The 13562-nt window shown below is 72.7% G+C and carries 15 protein-coding genes and 2 tRNA genes; 11 read left to right on the top strand and 6 right to left on the bottom strand.

The window, feature by feature from the left end; translation table 11 throughout:
* Positions 1 to 33 precede the first annotated feature (33 nt).
* Genes ACQSSQ_RS17230 through mobA form a run of 4 tightly spaced genes read right to left on the bottom strand, consistent with a single transcriptional unit; the run spans position 34 to position 2724 of the window.
* On the bottom strand, positions 34 to 900 hold the full coding sequence (locus ACQSSQ_RS17230) for an aldose epimerase family protein (RefSeq protein WP_431328343.1): 867 nt from the start codon (positions 898 to 900) through the stop codon (positions 34 to 36).
* The gene (locus ACQSSQ_RS17225; RefSeq protein ID WP_431328342.1) at positions 897 to 1874 is read right to left on the bottom strand and encodes an NAD(P)H-quinone oxidoreductase; all 978 of its coding nucleotides are present in this window, start codon (positions 1872 to 1874) and stop codon (positions 897 to 899) included. Before ACQSSQ_RS17225 ends, ACQSSQ_RS17230 begins: the two co-directional genes overlap by 4 nt.
* Before the next feature lie 20 nt (positions 1875 to 1894).
* Complete coding sequence (locus ACQSSQ_RS17220) at positions 1895 to 2131, bottom strand: DUF6457 domain-containing protein (RefSeq protein WP_431328341.1); 237 nt, start codon at positions 2129 to 2131, stop codon at positions 1895 to 1897.
* Entirely contained in the window at positions 2128 to 2724 is a 597-nt protein-coding gene (gene mobA / locus ACQSSQ_RS17215) for a molybdenum cofactor guanylyltransferase (RefSeq protein WP_431328340.1), read from the bottom strand. The genes ACQSSQ_RS17220 and mobA overlap by 4 nt, the downstream gene beginning before the upstream one ends.
* A 46-nt stretch (positions 2725 to 2770) precedes the next feature.
* On the opposite strand from mobA, the gene ACQSSQ_RS17210 reads away from it, so the two are divergent.
* The 5 genes from ACQSSQ_RS17210 to ACQSSQ_RS17190 all read left to right on the top strand — a co-directional run bounded on the left by ACQSSQ_RS17210 (position 2771) and on the right by ACQSSQ_RS17190 (position 5506).
* Positions 2771 to 3610, top strand: coding sequence for a carbon-nitrogen hydrolase family protein (locus tag ACQSSQ_RS17210; protein WP_431328339.1), 840 nt, complete (start codon positions 2771 to 2773; stop codon positions 3608 to 3610).
* Positions 3607 to 4677 carry a hypothetical protein gene (locus ACQSSQ_RS17205; RefSeq protein ID WP_431328338.1) on the top strand — a complete coding sequence of 357 codons (1071 nt, stop codon included), beginning with the start codon at positions 3607 to 3609 and terminating at the stop codon, positions 4675 to 4677. Before ACQSSQ_RS17210 ends, ACQSSQ_RS17205 begins: the two co-directional genes overlap by 4 nt.
* Positions 4678 to 4761: 84 nt before the next feature.
* A tRNA-Ser gene (locus ACQSSQ_RS17200) sits at positions 4762 to 4850 on the top strand.
* Between the two features lie 16 nt (positions 4851 to 4866).
* Entirely contained in the window at positions 4867 to 5334 is a 468-nt protein-coding gene (locus ACQSSQ_RS17195; RefSeq protein ID WP_431328337.1) for a hypothetical protein, read from the top strand.
* Positions 5335 to 5416: 82 nt separating this feature from the next.
* Positions 5417 to 5506, top strand: a tRNA-Ser gene (locus tag ACQSSQ_RS17190).
* Between the two features lie 84 nt (positions 5507 to 5590).
* Here ACQSSQ_RS17190 and ACQSSQ_RS17185 read toward each other — a convergent pair.
* Positions 5591 to 6373 (bottom strand): IclR family transcriptional regulator domain-containing protein, encoded by a 783-nt coding sequence (locus ACQSSQ_RS17185; protein WP_431328336.1) that lies wholly within the window; start codon positions 6371 to 6373, stop codon positions 5591 to 5593.
* A gap of 157 nt (positions 6374 to 6530) precedes the next feature.
* Here ACQSSQ_RS17185 and ACQSSQ_RS17180 point away from each other — a divergent pair, with 157 nt between their 5' ends.
* The 6 genes from ACQSSQ_RS17180 to ACQSSQ_RS17155 are packed head-to-tail and all read left to right on the top strand — an operon-like array spanning position 6531 to position 13021.
* On the top strand, positions 6531 to 7991 hold the full coding sequence (locus tag ACQSSQ_RS17180; RefSeq protein WP_431328335.1) for a benzaldehyde dehydrogenase: 1461 nt from the start codon (positions 6531 to 6533) through the stop codon (positions 7989 to 7991).
* 29 nt (positions 7992 to 8020) lie between these two features.
* Complete coding sequence (locus ACQSSQ_RS17175) at positions 8021 to 8977, top strand: ABC transporter substrate-binding protein (RefSeq protein WP_431328334.1); 957 nt, start codon at positions 8021 to 8023, stop codon at positions 8975 to 8977.
* The gene (locus ACQSSQ_RS17170) at positions 8974 to 9771 is read left to right on the top strand and encodes an ABC transporter permease (protein WP_431328333.1); all 798 of its coding nucleotides are present in this window, start codon (positions 8974 to 8976) and stop codon (positions 9769 to 9771) included. Before ACQSSQ_RS17175 ends, ACQSSQ_RS17170 begins: the two co-directional genes overlap by 4 nt.
* Positions 9768 to 10541 carry an ABC transporter permease gene (locus tag ACQSSQ_RS17165; protein ID WP_431328332.1) on the top strand — a complete coding sequence of 258 codons (774 nt, stop codon included), beginning with the start codon at positions 9768 to 9770 and terminating at the stop codon, positions 10539 to 10541. The genes ACQSSQ_RS17170 and ACQSSQ_RS17165 overlap by 4 nt, the downstream gene beginning before the upstream one ends.
* The gene (locus tag ACQSSQ_RS17160; RefSeq protein WP_431328331.1) at positions 10531 to 11382 is read left to right on the top strand and encodes an ABC transporter ATP-binding protein; all 852 of its coding nucleotides are present in this window, start codon (positions 10531 to 10533) and stop codon (positions 11380 to 11382) included. The genes ACQSSQ_RS17165 and ACQSSQ_RS17160 overlap by 11 nt, the downstream gene beginning before the upstream one ends.
* Positions 11375 to 13021: a thiamine pyrophosphate-dependent enzyme gene (locus tag ACQSSQ_RS17155; protein WP_431328330.1), complete on the top strand. Its 1647-nt coding sequence runs from the start codon at positions 11375 to 11377 to the stop codon at positions 13019 to 13021. The genes ACQSSQ_RS17160 and ACQSSQ_RS17155 overlap by 8 nt, the downstream gene beginning before the upstream one ends.
* Before the next feature lie 99 nt (positions 13022 to 13120).
* Here the strand turns inward: ACQSSQ_RS17155 and ACQSSQ_RS17150 are convergent, their stop codons facing one another.
* The gene (locus ACQSSQ_RS17150) at positions 13121 to 13558 is read right to left on the bottom strand and encodes a VOC family protein (protein ID WP_431328329.1); all 438 of its coding nucleotides are present in this window, start codon (positions 13556 to 13558) and stop codon (positions 13121 to 13123) included.
* Positions 13559 to 13562: the final 4 nt, after the last annotated feature.

Here is a 13562-nt window from a genome sequence, read left to right as displayed (position 1 = left end):
AGTCAGGGTCCCGGCGCGCCCACCGACGGCCGATCAGCGCGACCGGCGCAGCGCCCACGCGAGGACGTGCTGGCCGCCCGGCGGCAGGACGACGAGGTCCTCCCCGCTCCGGAACGCGTTCGCCGGGCTCGAGCACGGCTCGACCGCCAGGGCGTCGCGCCCGACGGGCGTGTACGCCTGGAGCCACCGCACGCCGGCGCCGCACCGGACCTCGGTCCGTCCCACGCGGACGACGACGTCGCCGTCCTCCTCGCGGGCCAGGTCCGTGTACGGAGTGTCGAGCTCCACGCCGCCCAGCGGGCGCGGGGACGCGAAGTCGTACGGGCCCCCGGCGACGTCCTGGAGCCGCAGGGGGAGGTGGCGGTCCGGGGTCGTCTCGAGGAACCGGCCGGCGCGCAGGCGGACCGGGGTCTCCTCGCCGTCGTCGAGGACCAGGTACGGGTGGAAGCCGCAGGCGTACGGCGCGGGGCCGTCGCCGTGGTTCGTCGCGGTCAGCGTGGCGTCGAGACCGTCCGGGGACAGCGCGTACGCGAGCTCGAGCCCGACCGCGAAGGGATAGCCGTCGGACCGCGGCACGTCCACGGTGAGCCGCACCGTGTCCGCGGTCTTCGCCGTGACCGTCCACAGCACGTCGGTCACCAGCCCGTGCAGCGCGGTGCCGCCCTCGGGCTCGTTGATCGGGACCTCGTACGTCGTCCCGGCGAAGGTGTAGGTGCCGTCCTCGAGCCGGTTCGGCCACGGTGCGAGCACGGCGCCGCGGTACGCCGGGTGCCCGCCCTCGCCGTCCTGCGACACGACCACGTCACGGCCGTCGTGGCGCAGCGACGCCAGCCCGCCGCCGTACGGATGGACGGTCGCGGTCCACGCCCCGGCCGCGAGCTCGGTCAGGGACCCCGTCACGGGGTGAGCACGACCTTGCCGATGTTGCCCGACTCGTCGAGAACGCGGTGGGCGTCCTGGACCTGGTCGAGCGGGAACGTCGCGTGGATCACCGGGCTGATGGTCTGGTCGGCGAACAGCGGCCAGACGCTCTCCACGAGGCTCGCCACGATCTCGCCCTTCTGCGAGACGGGCCGGCCACGCAGGCCGTACGCCCCGATCGAGGCCCGCTTCGAGAGCAGGGCGCCGAGGTCGACCTCGCCCTTGATCCCGCCCTGCAGGCCGATGACGACCAGGCGCCCGTCGTGCGCGAGCGCCGAGACGTTGCGCGGGAGGTAGGCCGCACCCATGTTGTCGAGGATGACGTCGACGCCCTTGCCCTCGGTCGCCGCGCGGACGCCCTCGACGAAGTCGACCTCGCGGTAGTTGATCGCCAGGTCGGCGCCGAGCTCGCGGCACGCCCGGAGCTTCTCCTCGGAGCCGGCGGTGACCGCCACCCACGCCCCGAACGCCTTGGCGAGCTGGATCGCCATCGTCCCGATCCCGGACGCGCCGCCGTGGACCAGCAGCCGCTCTCCGGGCTGGAGCCCCGCCGTCATGAAGACGTTGGACCAGACCGTGGCGGCGACCTCCATGATCCCGCCGGCGTGCACCGGGTCCATGCCCTCCGGGAGCGGGGCGACCTGCTCCTGCGGCACCACCACCTTCTCGGCGTAGCCCCCGCCGGCGAGCAGGGCGACCACCGGGTCACCGACCCGCCACCGGGTCACCCCGTCCCCGACCTCCGCGACCACGCCCGACGCCTCGAGCCCGAGCACGTCGCTCGCTCCGGGCGGCGGGGCGTAGCTGCCCTGCCGCTGGAGGACGTCGGCCCGGTTCACCCCGGCCGCGACCACCTCCACCACGACCGCGCCGGGACCCGCGACCGGGTCCTCGAGCTCGACCACGTCCAACGCCTCGGGACCCCCGGGCTCCTTCACGACCACGGCACGCATGACGTCACCGTACTCGCGGATCACGCCTCCCAGCGCGCCGCCAGTGCCGTCACCTGGTCGAGGGCCTGGTCGAGGTCGTCGGCGCTGCCGCCGGCCTTCGCCGCCGCGTAGCCGACGAGGAACGCCGTCAGCGGTGCCGCGGGCCGCTCCACCGCGTGGGCCACGTCGCGGGCAGCCTCGAGGATCGCGTCGAGGTCGAAGTCGGGCTCGATCCCGAGCTCGGCACAGACCGTGTCGCTCCAGTCCTGCAGACTCATGGTTCCGACGTTAGGTCCTCGGGGCGGTCGATGTCTCGCGCCTCCCGCCCTTCGGTCGCGACCGATCGCGTCTCGAGGCCCGCGATCAGGCTCCGCAGCGAGGCGTCCGCCCAGTCCGCCCGGCCTCCGACGGCACGGACGAGCGCCCCGCGGCGCCAGGCGCTGCACAGGTGCTGCGCCCGACCGTCCGCGTCGACGAGCAGCGCGCCGTCCGCGGCCGGGTCGGCCGTGAGCGCCCCGAGCAGGCGCTCCACGGTCGCGGCGGAGACGTACGGGAGGTCGCCGGCGAGCAGGACGACGTACGGCGCCGCGCACCCGCGCAGCCCCGCGACCACCGCGTTGGCGGGCCCGGAACCCGGAGGCTCCTCGCGCGTCCAGGTGGCCTCGGCGCGGGTGGCGCGCGGCGGCCCGACGAGGATCCGGCGCTGCGCCTCCGCGACCGCGCCGAGCGTCCGGTCGAGCAGCGGGACGCCCTCGACGACCACGCCGAGCTTGTCCGAGCCGAACCGCCGCGCCGCCCCGCCCGCGAGCACGATCGCGTCGTACGGCGGGGGCTGGGGCCGCCCGTCCGGCGCGGTCGGCGAATCGATCACGCCCTCACCCTGCCGGAGGCTGGGGGTCGGCTGCAAAGATGGAGGCATGCAGGTCGCCCTCGTCCAGCTGAGCGCGACGACCGACGCAGCCGCTAATCGCACGTCGGTCGACGACGTCCTCGGCACCTTCGGTCCGCACGACGGACTCGATCTCGTCGTCCTCCCCGAAGGCACGATGCACGACTTCGGCGACCCCTCCCACGACCTGCGCAGCGCCGCCGAGCCGCTGGACGGGCCCTTCGCGACGCTGCTCGCCGACCACGCCAAGCGGCTCGGCGCGTACGTGGTCGCGGGCGCGTTCGAGGCGCGCGCCGACGCCTCCGGCGAGCCGGACCTGCCCTACAACGTGCTCCTCGCCTTCGCGCCCGACGGCACGCTCGCGGCGTCGTACCGCAAGATCCACCTCTACGACTCCTTCGGCTACGCCGAGTCCGAGCGCCTCGTCGCGGGCGACGTCGCGCCCGTCGTCCTCGACGTCGCGGGGCGACGGGTCGGGCTGATGACCTGCTACGACCTGCGCTTCCCGGAGATGGCGCGGATGCTCGTCGACGCCGGGGCCGACGTCCTGTGCGTCCCGGCGGCCTGGGTCCGCGGTCCCCTCAAGGAGGACCACTGGACCACCCTGCTGCGGGCGCGGGCGATCGAGAACACCGTCGACGTCCTCGCTGCCGACCAGTACGGGAAGTACGTCGGGCACAGCATGGTCGTCGACCCGCTCGGCGTCGTCGTGGCGGCCGCGGGCGAGGAGGCCGCCGTCGTCCGCGCCTCGCTGTCGGTCGACCGGCTCGGTCGCGCGCGCTCCACGAACCCCTCGCTGGCGAACCGCCGCATCGGTGTGCCCGCCCCGGCGGCCGCGGACGGCGGCGACGAGGGGCGCGCATCGTGAGCACCGCCGGAGGTCGCCGCGCCGCACCGCGCCGACGCAGCAGCGACACCATCAGCTACATCCCGCCCGTGCGGGAGCCCCGCTTCAGCATGAAGGCGCTGCGCGCGGCGGGCGTCAGCGGCCTGTTCCTCGCCTGGCTCGCGGGCTTCGCGGTCGCGCTCACGTCGGTGGCGGCCGTCGGGTTCCCCGACCGCTACGCCCGGTACGGCGCTGCGGTCCTGGCCGTCGTCTTCACCGCCGGCGTCGCGCGGCGCAGCGGAGGGCGCAGCACCCTGTGGGCGACGCTCGTCGCGATCCTCTGCGGGATCGCGCTGGTCACCGAGTGGTCGTGGGCGATGGCCGGCGCCTCGGTCGTGACCGCGACCTTCGGCGCCGTGCTCGCGGTCCTGCTCACGCGCCCTGCCGAGACGCTGTCCGGCGTGGTGCGCGAGTACGTGATCGCGCTCGTCGTCGCGACCAGCGCGGCCGTCGCCGTGGCGGCCTGGAACGCCCCGCTGGTCTACCAGCGCTTCTACCTGATCGTCCTCGGCGCCGCGCTTGCGACGACGTTCGGCATCGTCTGGAGCCTCGGTGCCGGTCTCCACGGCCTCGGCCGGCGCGGTGTCGCCCTGATCGTCGGCGGCGCTGGCCTGGTGGCGGTGCTGCTCGTGTACGGGACGATCGTCCGCACCTACGGGTCGCCGACGGTCGTGGAGGCGATCGACGACGCGGTCGTGTGGCTGCGCGAGACGGTCCGCGGCGTCCCCCGCCCGACCGAGGTGCTCATCGGGTTCCCGGCGCTGGTGTGGGGGATCAGCACCCGCTCCAACCGACGCCAGGGCTGGTGGATGTGCGCCTTCGGCGTCGTCGGCACCGCGGTGATGGCGACGGCGCTCGGCTCCCCGAACGCGGACACGACGTACGTGGCGCTCTCCACGCTCTACTCGGCGATCCTCGGCCTGATCCTCGGCATCGCGATCCGTGCCCTCGACCCCGGGTCCACCTCGCGGTCGGGTCGCCGGGCAGCACGGCGCGACGGCGACACGTACGTCCGTCCCGAGCCGCCCCGCTTCGCCGCTCTCAAGTAGCCCGCGCGTACCGCCGGGCCGCTCGTGGAGCCCGTCCTGACCTGGTGCGACAATCGACTCGGCGTCGTGCGTGCACGACGCCGAGGAGGGGTGCCGGAGTGGCCGATCGGAACCGCCTTGAAAGCGGTCGCTGGCAGAGATGTCAGCCGCGGGTTCGAATCCCGCCCCCTCTGCTCCATGACTGACACGATGAGACCCACCACGTACCGCCTCACGCTGACCCTGGCGCTGAGGCTCTTCGGCATCCGCATGATGGTCGCCGCGTTCGGCGCCGTCCTCTCCGCGATCCTGCTCACGATCGGCGGCGACGCCGCGGTCTGGGGCGTGGTCGTCGCCGTCCTGGTCGCCCTCCTGGTGATCGTCTCCGCGATCGCCCTGCGGTGGCCGCCGCGGCTGATCAGCCTGACGACGACGGGCTACCAGGTCCACCGGGTCCGCGGCGCCGGCGTGCGTCACGCGGTGTGGGGCCAGGTCGAGCGCGTCGACGACAAGCCGTCCCTCGACGGCGGCGCGGTCCTCGTCATCGGCCTCGAGGAGGGGCGGACGACCGAGCTGCCGATGGCGCTGTTCGGCCCGGACGGCCTGAAGCTCCAGCGCGACATCCGGGGCCGCCTCGACGCCTCGCACGGCTACCGCCCGCTCCCGCCGTCGGAGTGACCGGCGGCCTGATCGGCTGCCCGATTGCCTGCCCCGATTGGATGGGTCCCCGTGCGACCTTGTAGCCTTGAGCGGCACGCCTGGAGGTGTCGCATAGTGGCCTAGTGCGCCCGCCTGCTAAGCGGGTTGAGGTTGAAACCTCTCGCGGGTTCAAATCCCGCCACCTCCGCCACACGAAGCCGCGACCGGTTCCGACCGGTCGCGGCTTCGTCGTCGTACGAGGCTGGTCGTACGAGGGTCGTCGTACGGCGCCGGCTCAGGCCCCGGTGATCCGCAGGTCGTGCTCGATCTGGCCGGTCGCGGCGAGCAACGGCGGCAGGAGGCGCTCGCGTGCCTCCTCGGGGCTGCCCTGCGTCGCGCTCATGGAGACGTTGGCGGCGGCGATGGTCCGACCTCGGGGGTCGCGGATCGGCGCCGCCATCGAGCGGAGGCCGAGCTCGAGCTCCTGGTCCACGAGCGCCCAGCCCTGCTCGCGGACGACGTCGAGCTCGCGGCGCAGCCTCGGCAGCGAGGTGATGGTGCGAGGGGTGAGCCTCTCGAGCTCCGCCTTCGCCAGGAGGACCTCGCGGTCGTCCTCGTCCAGCCCGGCCAGGAGCACGCGGCCCATCGAGGTCGCGTACGCCGGGAACCGCGTCCCCACGCTGATCGCGACGGTCATGATGCGCCGGGTCGGGACGCGCGCGACGTACACGATGTCGAGCCCGTCGAGGACCGACACGGACGACGACTCGTGGACGGTGTCGGTGAACGCCTTGAGGTGCGGCGTGGCGATCTCGGGGAGGGAGCTGCTGGAGAGGTAGGCGTAGCCGAGGTCGAGGACGCGCGGGCGCAGCCAGAACTCCCGGCCGTCGGTGTCGGTGTAGCCGAGGGCGACGAGGGTGTGCAGGAACCTGCGGGCCGTCGCGCGGGTCAGGTCGGTCTGCCGGGCCACCTCGGAGAGGGTCATGCGCGGGTGCTCCGCGTCGAAGGCGCGGATCACGGCGAGGCCCCGCTGGAGGGACTGGACCGACTCCACCGGTCGCCCGTCTTCAGTCGTCACGATTGGCACCCTATTCGGTCGTCGAGCCCGTTAGTTGACAGTTCGTGCATCCGCCGCCCGTCCCCGTTGACCTGTGATGGGCCTCATAGTAGGTTCGGCTAATGGACAAGCGTTCGCTACGCGAACGAACAGATTAGCACTCAGGAGGCTCAACTCCATGCTCGACGCATCGGTCTGGAGCGGTCGGATCTACCTCGGCGGAGAGTGGGTGGAGCCGGCCGGAGGAGAGACGTACCCGGTCGTGGAGCCCGCCACCGGCGAGGAGCTCGGCCGCATCGGCAAGGCCGGCCCTGCGGACGTCCGCACGGCCGCCCAGCACGCCACCGAGGCGCAGCGCGCCTGGGCCGCCCTGCCCCACACCGAGCGGGCGGCCGTCCTGCGGCGCGCCGGCGACCTGTGGAACGCCCACGCCGACGAGGTCATGGGCTGGAACGTCCGCGAGGTCGGCGCCGTGCCGGGCATGGCCGGCTTCGCGCTGGGCGTGGCGGCGCAGGAGTGCTACGAGGCCGCGACGCTCCCGTCGTACCCCCACGGCCAGGTCCTCGCGAGCGAGCAGCCCCGCCTGTCGCTCGCGCAGCGGGTCCCCGCCGGCGTGGTCGCGGTGATCTCGCCGTTCAACGTGCCGATCATCCTCGGCATCCGCGCCGTCGCACCGGCCCTCGCCCTGGGCAACGCGGTCATCCTCAAGCCCGACCCGCGCACCGCGGTCACCGGCGGCGTGACCATGGCCCGCATCTTCGAGGAGGCGGGTCTTCCCGCCGGCGTGCTGCAGGTGCTGCCCGGCGGCGCCGACGTCGGCGAGGCGCTCACCTCCGACCCCGACGTGCGCGTGATCGCCTTCACCGGCTCCACCGCGGCCGGTCGCAAGGTCGGCGAGGCAGCGGGCAAGCACCTCAAGCGGGCCCACCTCGAGCTCGGCGGCAACTCGGCGTTCCTGGTCCTCGAGGACGCCGACGTCGACCAGGCCGTCAACCTCGCTGCGTGGGGCGCGTTCTTCCACCAGGGTCAGATCTGCATGACGGTCGGCCGGCACCTCGTCCACGAGAGCCTGTACGACGCGTACGTCGCGAAGCTCGCCGAGAAGGCCGACCACCTCCCGGTCGGCAACCCCGCGACCGACCAGGTCGCGCTCGGCCCGATCATCGACGAGGGCCAGCGGGACAAGATCCACGCGCTCGTCACCGGAAGCGTCGAGGCCGGGGCGCGGCTCGCCGCGGGTGGCACGTACGAGGGGCTCTTCTACCGTCCGACCGTCCTCGCCGACTCGCCGCTGGACGCCCCGGCGTACTGCGAGGAGGTCTTCGGCCCGGTCGCGTCCGTCGTGAAGTTCTCGACCCTCGACGAGGCGGTCAAGCTCGCCTCCAGCGGCGACTACGGCCTGTCGCTCGGCATCGTCACCCGCGACGCCCTCCGCGGGCTCGAGCTCGCCGCACGCATCCCCTCGGGGATCGTCCACATCAACGACCAGACCGTGAACGACGAGGCGAACGCGCCCTTCGGCGGCGTCGGGGCCTCCGGCACGGGATCGCGGCACGGCGGCGCCGAGGCGAACGTCGAGGCGTTCACCGAGACCCGCTGGGTGACTGTCCGCAGCGAACCGCCCACGTACCCGTTCTGACCCCCACCACAGATCCCGAGAGGACATCCATGCGCCCCATCACCAAGGCAGCCGCTGCGTTCGCTGCGCTCGCCCTTCTCACCGCCTGCGGGGGCGGCGGCGACGAGAAGGAAGCCGGCTCCGACGGGCAGGTCGACGTCAAGGTCGGTGTCATCCCGATCGTCGACACCGCCCCGATCTGGCTCGGCAAGGACAAGGGCTTCTTCGAGGACGAGGGCATCAACCTCGAGATCGCGACCACCACCGGTGGTGCCGCGGCCGTGCCCGGCGTCGTCAGCGGCGACTTCGACTTCGCGTTCGGCAACGTCGTGTCGCTGATGGTGGGCGCGGACCAGGGGCTCCCGCTCCAGTTCGTCACCAACGGCACGTCGTCGGCCGGCAAGGAGCCCGACTTCGGCGCCGTGCTCGTGCCCGAGGACTCCCCGATCCAGACGCCGAAGGACCTCGTCGGCAAGACGGTGTCGGTCAACAACCTCAAGAACATCGGCGACACCACCATCCGCCACTCGATCGAGCAGGACGGCGGTGATCCCGAGGACGTGAAGTTCGTCGAGGTCGCGTTCCCCGACGCCCCCGCGGCGCTGGCGAAGAAGCAAGTCGACGCGATCTGGGTCCTCGAGCCGTTCATGTCGGCAGCGCTGGCCGACGGCGCGCGCGTCGTCACGTACAACTACCTCGACATGTCGCCGAAGCTCGACATCGCCGGGTACTTCACGACCAAGCAGTACATCCAGGAGAACAAGGACCTCGTCGAGCGCTTCACCCGCGCGATGAACAAGTCGCTCGACTACGCGGGAGACAACGAGCAGGAGGTCCGCGACATCGTCGGGACCTACACGAAGATCGACGAGGCCACCCGCGCCAAGATGGTCCTCCCGGTCTTCCGCTCCGAGTTCGACCGAGACTCGATGGAGGCGCTCGGCGCTGCCGCGGTCAAGTACGGCACGCTCGAGAAGGAGCCCGACCTGGACACCCTCCTTCCGTGAGCCCAGCCATGTCGGCCACCACGTCCCCGCCGTCTGCGGTGCTCGGGCTGCTCGGCATCCTCGGCTTCCTCCTCACCTGGGAGCTGGTGGTCCGCAGCGGTCTGGTCGAGGCGCGCTACCTCCCCGCGGCCTCGACGGTCCTCGCCGAGCTCGCCGACCGGCTCCGCACGCCGGAGTTCTGGACCGCCGTCGGCGAGACGATGAAGACGTGGGCGATCGGGCTCGCGATCTCCGCCGCCGCCGCGGTCGTGCTCGGACTGATCATCGGCCCGAGCCGCTTCCTGCGTCGCGTCACCCACTCCACGATCGAGTTCCTCCGCCCTATCCCGTCGGTCGCGCTGATCCCGCTCGCCGTCCTTCTCTACGGCACGTCGATGCAGTCCACGCTGCTGCTCGTCGTGTACGCCGCGTTCTGGCAGGTGCTGATCCAAGTCCTCTACGGCGTGGGCGACGTCGACCCCGTCGCCTCCGACACCGTCCGCAGCTTCGGGCTCGGCTGGGTCGCCCGCGTGCGCTACCTGGTCTGGCCGTCGGCGCTCCCGTACGTCATGACCGGCCTGCGCCTCGGCGCCGCGGTCGCCCTCATCCTCACGATCACCGGTGAGCTCGTCATCGGCGGCGGCGGGCTCGGCACGGAGATCGCGCTCGCGCAGTCCGGCGGCGCCGTCCCCGAGATGTACGCCCTCGTGCTGGCCACCGGCCTCATCGGCGTGGGCATCAACCTGATCGCACGGCTCGTCGAGCGGCGGGCCCTGAAGTGGCACGTGTCCGTCCGGCGGGAGGAGGTCGTATGAGCATCCTGAAGCGGATCGCGTACGCCGTCGGCCTGCCGGCGCTGCTCATCCTCCTGTGGTGGGCCCTCAGCCTCAACTCGACGAACTTCTACGTCCCGAAGCCGGGCGAGCTCGTCACGACCTTCGTCGACACCTGGATCGGGCCCCGGTTCCGTGAGGACGTGCTCCCCAGCGTCGCCCGCTTCGCCGCGGGGACGCTGCTCGCGATCGTGCTCGGCATCGCCGCCGGCGTGTGGATCGGCTCCGTCCGCTGGATCCGGTCGCTGCTCGAACCGATGCTCGAGTTCTTCCGGGCGATCCCGCCGCCGGTCCTCGTGCCGATCCTCATCCTCATCGTCGGCGTCAACGACCGGATGAAGGTCCTCGTGATCGTCTCCGGCGCGATCTGGCCCGTCCTGCTCAACACCATCGAGGGCGTCCGCGCCGTCGACCCCGTGCTCGTCGACACCGCGAGGACGTACGGGCTCAAGCGCCTCACCCGGCTGCGGACGCTGGTGCTCCCGAGCGCGGCCCCGCAGATGGCGGCGGGCATCCGTCAGGCGCTGTCCATCGGCCTGATCCTGATGGTGATCTCCGAGATGTTCGCCTCGTCGTCCGGGCTCGGCTTCACGATCGTCGTCTTCCAGCGGTCGTTCGCCGTCCCGGAGATGTGGAGCGGCATCGTCCTGCTCGGGCTGATCGGCGTGGCGGTGTCCCTCGTCTTCCAGCTCTGCGAGCGCAGAGTCCTGCATTGGTACCACGGCCAGAAGGAGGTGCAGCATGGCAGGTGACAGCGCCACGATCGAGACCGGACCCCGCGAGGACGTCCACGCTCCGGTCGCCCTGTCCGTCCAGGGGCTGCAGAAGATCTACTCGTCCGACTCCGGAGACGTGGAGGCGGTGCGCAACCTGACCTTCGAGCTCCGCCAGGGAGAGCTGGTCTGCCTCGTCGGCCCCTCGGGGTGCGGCAAGACCACGCTGCTGCGGTGCATCGCCGGCCTGCTCGAGCCGACCGCCGGCACCGTCACCCTCGACGGCGCGGTGGTCACCGGGCCGCCGAAGAAGATGGCCGTCGTCTTCCAGGAGTACGGCCGCAGCCTGTTCGCCTGGATGACCGTCCGTCAGAACGTCGAGCTGCCGCTCAAGAACGCCGGCATGCCGAAGGCCGAGCGCCAGAAGGCCGTGTCGGAGGCGCTGCACGCGGTCGGCCTCGACCGCGCCGGGTCGAAGTACCCGTGGCAGCTCTCGGGCGGCATGCAGCAGCGCGTCGCGATCGCGCGCGCGGTCGCGTACAAGCCCGAGGTCCTGCTCATGGACGAGCCGTTCGCCGCGGTCGACGCCCAGACCCGCGCCGACCTCGAGGACCTCATCCGCCGGGTGTGGAAGGAGCTGGGCGTCACCGTCCTCTTCATCACCCACGACATCGACGAGTCGGTCTACCTCGGCGAGAGGGTGCTGATCCTCTCGAACTCGCCGACGGTCGTGCAGGAGGACCTCGCGATCGACCTGCCGGCCGACCGCGACCAGCTCACGACGCGGTCGCTGCCGCGGTTCACCGAGCTGCGGACCCACGTGTACGCGGAGATCCAGAAGGCCAAGCGCGGCGCGGGGGCGGGCACCACCGATGGGTGACCCTGCCGCGGCCTCGCGAACGGTCCGCGCGGCGACGTACGACGTCATGCGCCGCCACGCCATGACGACGATCTTCTCCAACCCCGGCTCCACCGAGGTGGCGTTCCTCGTCGACCTGCCCGACGACCTCGACTTCGTCCTCGCCCTGCACGAGGGCTCGGTCGTCGGAGTGGCGTCGGGGTGGGCGATCGCGCGGCGCGAGCCCGCGTTCGTGCTGCTGCACACCACCGCCGGCCTCGGCAACGCGGTCGGGGCGATCGCCACGGCGCGGGTCAACCACGCGCCGATGGTGGTCGTGGTCGGCCAGCAGGACCGGCGGCACCTCGCGCTCGAGCCGTTCCTCGCGGGACGCCTCGAGGGTCTCGCCGGCGACTACCCGCTCGACGTCCTCACGCCGGTGCGAGCGCAGGACGTGCCGTCGGCGATCGACCGTGCGGCCCACCGCGCGCGGCGCGACCAGGGTCCGGTGATCGTGGTCGTGCCGATGGACGACTGGGAGGCCGCGTACGACCCGGTCGACGTGTCCTCGGCCCGCGTCGTCCGCACGCCGGCGCCCGGGACCCTCGACGTCGGTGACCTGGCCCGCCTCGTGGCCGGAGCCTCGCACCCCGTCGTGGTCGCCGGGTCGGGCAACGACAGCCGCGACGGCTGGGACGCGCTGGTCGCGCTCGCGGAGCGGATCGAGGCACCGGTCTGGCAGGAGCCGTTCGGCGCCCGCGCGGGGTTCCCGCAGGACCACCCCCTGTTCGCCGGCCACCTCCCGGCGGACCGACCGCGCGTGCGGGAGGCTCTGGCGGACGCCGACCTGCTGCTGGTCGTGGGGTGCGCGGCGCTGCGCCAGTACCCGTACGCCGAGGGCCCGCTCGTCCCCCCGGGACTGCGCGTCGCGGTGGTCACCGCGGACCCGGACGAGGCGTACCGGTCGCCCGCCGACCTCGCGCTGGTCGCCGACCCGGCCGAGGTCGTACGCGCGCTGGTCGCCGTCCTGGGCCCACCTCCACCCGACCGCGGGTCACCGTCTGGCGTCACCGGGTCACCGTCCGGCGTCATCGGGTCGGCGCCTGGCGTCGCCGGGTCACCGTCGGCCCCCCTCCGCTCCGCCGACGTCTTCCAAGTCCTGGCCGACGTCCTCCCGCGCGACACGATCCTCGTCGAGGAGTCACCCTCGTCGCGGCCGCTGCTGCAGGCGATGGTCCCGGCCCGCGAGCCGCTCGGCTTCGTGTCGGCCGCGATGGGCGGACTCGGCTTCGCGATGCCCGCCGCGATCGGCCTGAAGATGGCGGTCCCCGAGCGCCCGGTCGTGGCGGTCGTGGGGGACGGGTCGGCGATGTACGCCGTGCAGTCGCTGTGGACGGCAGCGCACCGCGACGTCGGGGTGCTGTGGATCGTGATGGCGAACGGCGGCTACGCGGTGATGGACCGCCTGGCCGAGCGGGTCCACGGCAAGCCGCCGTGGCCTTCCTTCGCCGAGGTCTCGGTCGGCCGGATCGCCGAGGCGCTCGGCTGCCGGGTGGTCTGCGTGGACGACGCGGCCACGCTCACCGAGACCCTCACCGCGGCGGCCGCGCGGCTCGCCGAACCGGGAGGTCCGCTCGTCGTCGAGGTCGCGGTCGCGCCCGACACGAGCTTCGCGCCGTAGCGCGACACCGACTGCGTGCCCGTATCGCGTCCAACCCCCGGGGAGGCGATGCGGGCACGCGTGTGCGTACGGGAGCGGTCGTACGACGGCCCGTCCGCGTCACACGACGCAGAACTCGTTGCCCTCGGGGTCTGCCATCACGATGTGGTCGAGTGAGCCCGCCTCGGCGTGCTCGGTGACGACGGAGGCGCCCACGTCGCACAGCCGCGAGACCGTCGCGCGGATCGCCGCCTCGCGCTGGTCCTGCGCGACCTCGCGGCCACCGGAAACCTTGAGGTCGAGGTGGAGCCGGTTCTTGACCTGCTTGCGCTCCGGGACCTTGAGGAACGACAGCGTGGGACCGTTCCCGTCCGGTGACGCGAGATAGGCGCCGTCGTCCCACTCCGCCTCAGGCACGCCCTGGGCGGACAGCCACGCCTGCCAGGACTCGTGTCCGGCGGGCGGCTCCGGCTCGACGTAGCCGAGCGCGAGCGACCAGAACGCGGCGACGCGGGCGGGGCTCTCGCAGTCGATCGTCAGTCCCCACGTCGTCGCCACGGTC

The organism is Mumia spirodelae, from assembly GCF_050632745.1.
Classification (GTDB): Bacteria; Actinomycetota; Actinomycetes; order Propionibacteriales; family Nocardioidaceae; genus Mumia.
Note: the sequence above shows the minus strand (reverse complement) of the source record. Positions and strands in the feature narration are given on the sequence as shown.

Excerpts from the sequence above, each read along its gene's own strand:
- ACQSSQ_RS17180 (WP_431328335.1), top strand. The coding sequence starts at position 6,531 with ATGCTCGACGCATCGGTCTGGAGCGGTCGGATCTACCTCGGCGGAGAG.
- ACQSSQ_RS17175 (WP_431328334.1), top strand. The coding sequence starts at position 8,021 with ATGCGCCCCATCACCAAGGCAGCCGCTGCGTTCGCTGCGCTCGCCCTT.
- ACQSSQ_RS17195 (WP_431328337.1), top strand. The coding sequence starts at position 4,867 with ATGAGACCCACCACGTACCGCCTCACGCTGACCCTGGCGCTGAGGCTC.
- ACQSSQ_RS17225 (WP_431328342.1), bottom strand. The coding sequence starts at position 1,874 with ATGCGTGCCGTGGTCGTGAAGGAGCCCGGGGGTCCCGAGGCGTTGGAC.
- ACQSSQ_RS17160 (WP_431328331.1), top strand. The coding sequence starts at position 10,531 with ATGGCAGGTGACAGCGCCACGATCGAGACCGGACCCCGCGAGGACGTC.
- ACQSSQ_RS17155 (WP_431328330.1), top strand. The coding sequence starts at position 11,375 with ATGGGTGACCCTGCCGCGGCCTCGCGAACGGTCCGCGCGGCGACGTAC.
- ACQSSQ_RS17165 (WP_431328332.1), top strand. The coding sequence starts at position 9,768 with ATGAGCATCCTGAAGCGGATCGCGTACGCCGTCGGCCTGCCGGCGCTG.
- ACQSSQ_RS17210 (WP_431328339.1), top strand. The coding sequence starts at position 2,771 with ATGCAGGTCGCCCTCGTCCAGCTGAGCGCGACGACCGACGCAGCCGCT.
- ACQSSQ_RS17220 (WP_431328341.1), bottom strand. The coding sequence starts at position 2,131 with ATGAGTCTGCAGGACTGGAGCGACACGGTCTGTGCCGAGCTCGGGATC.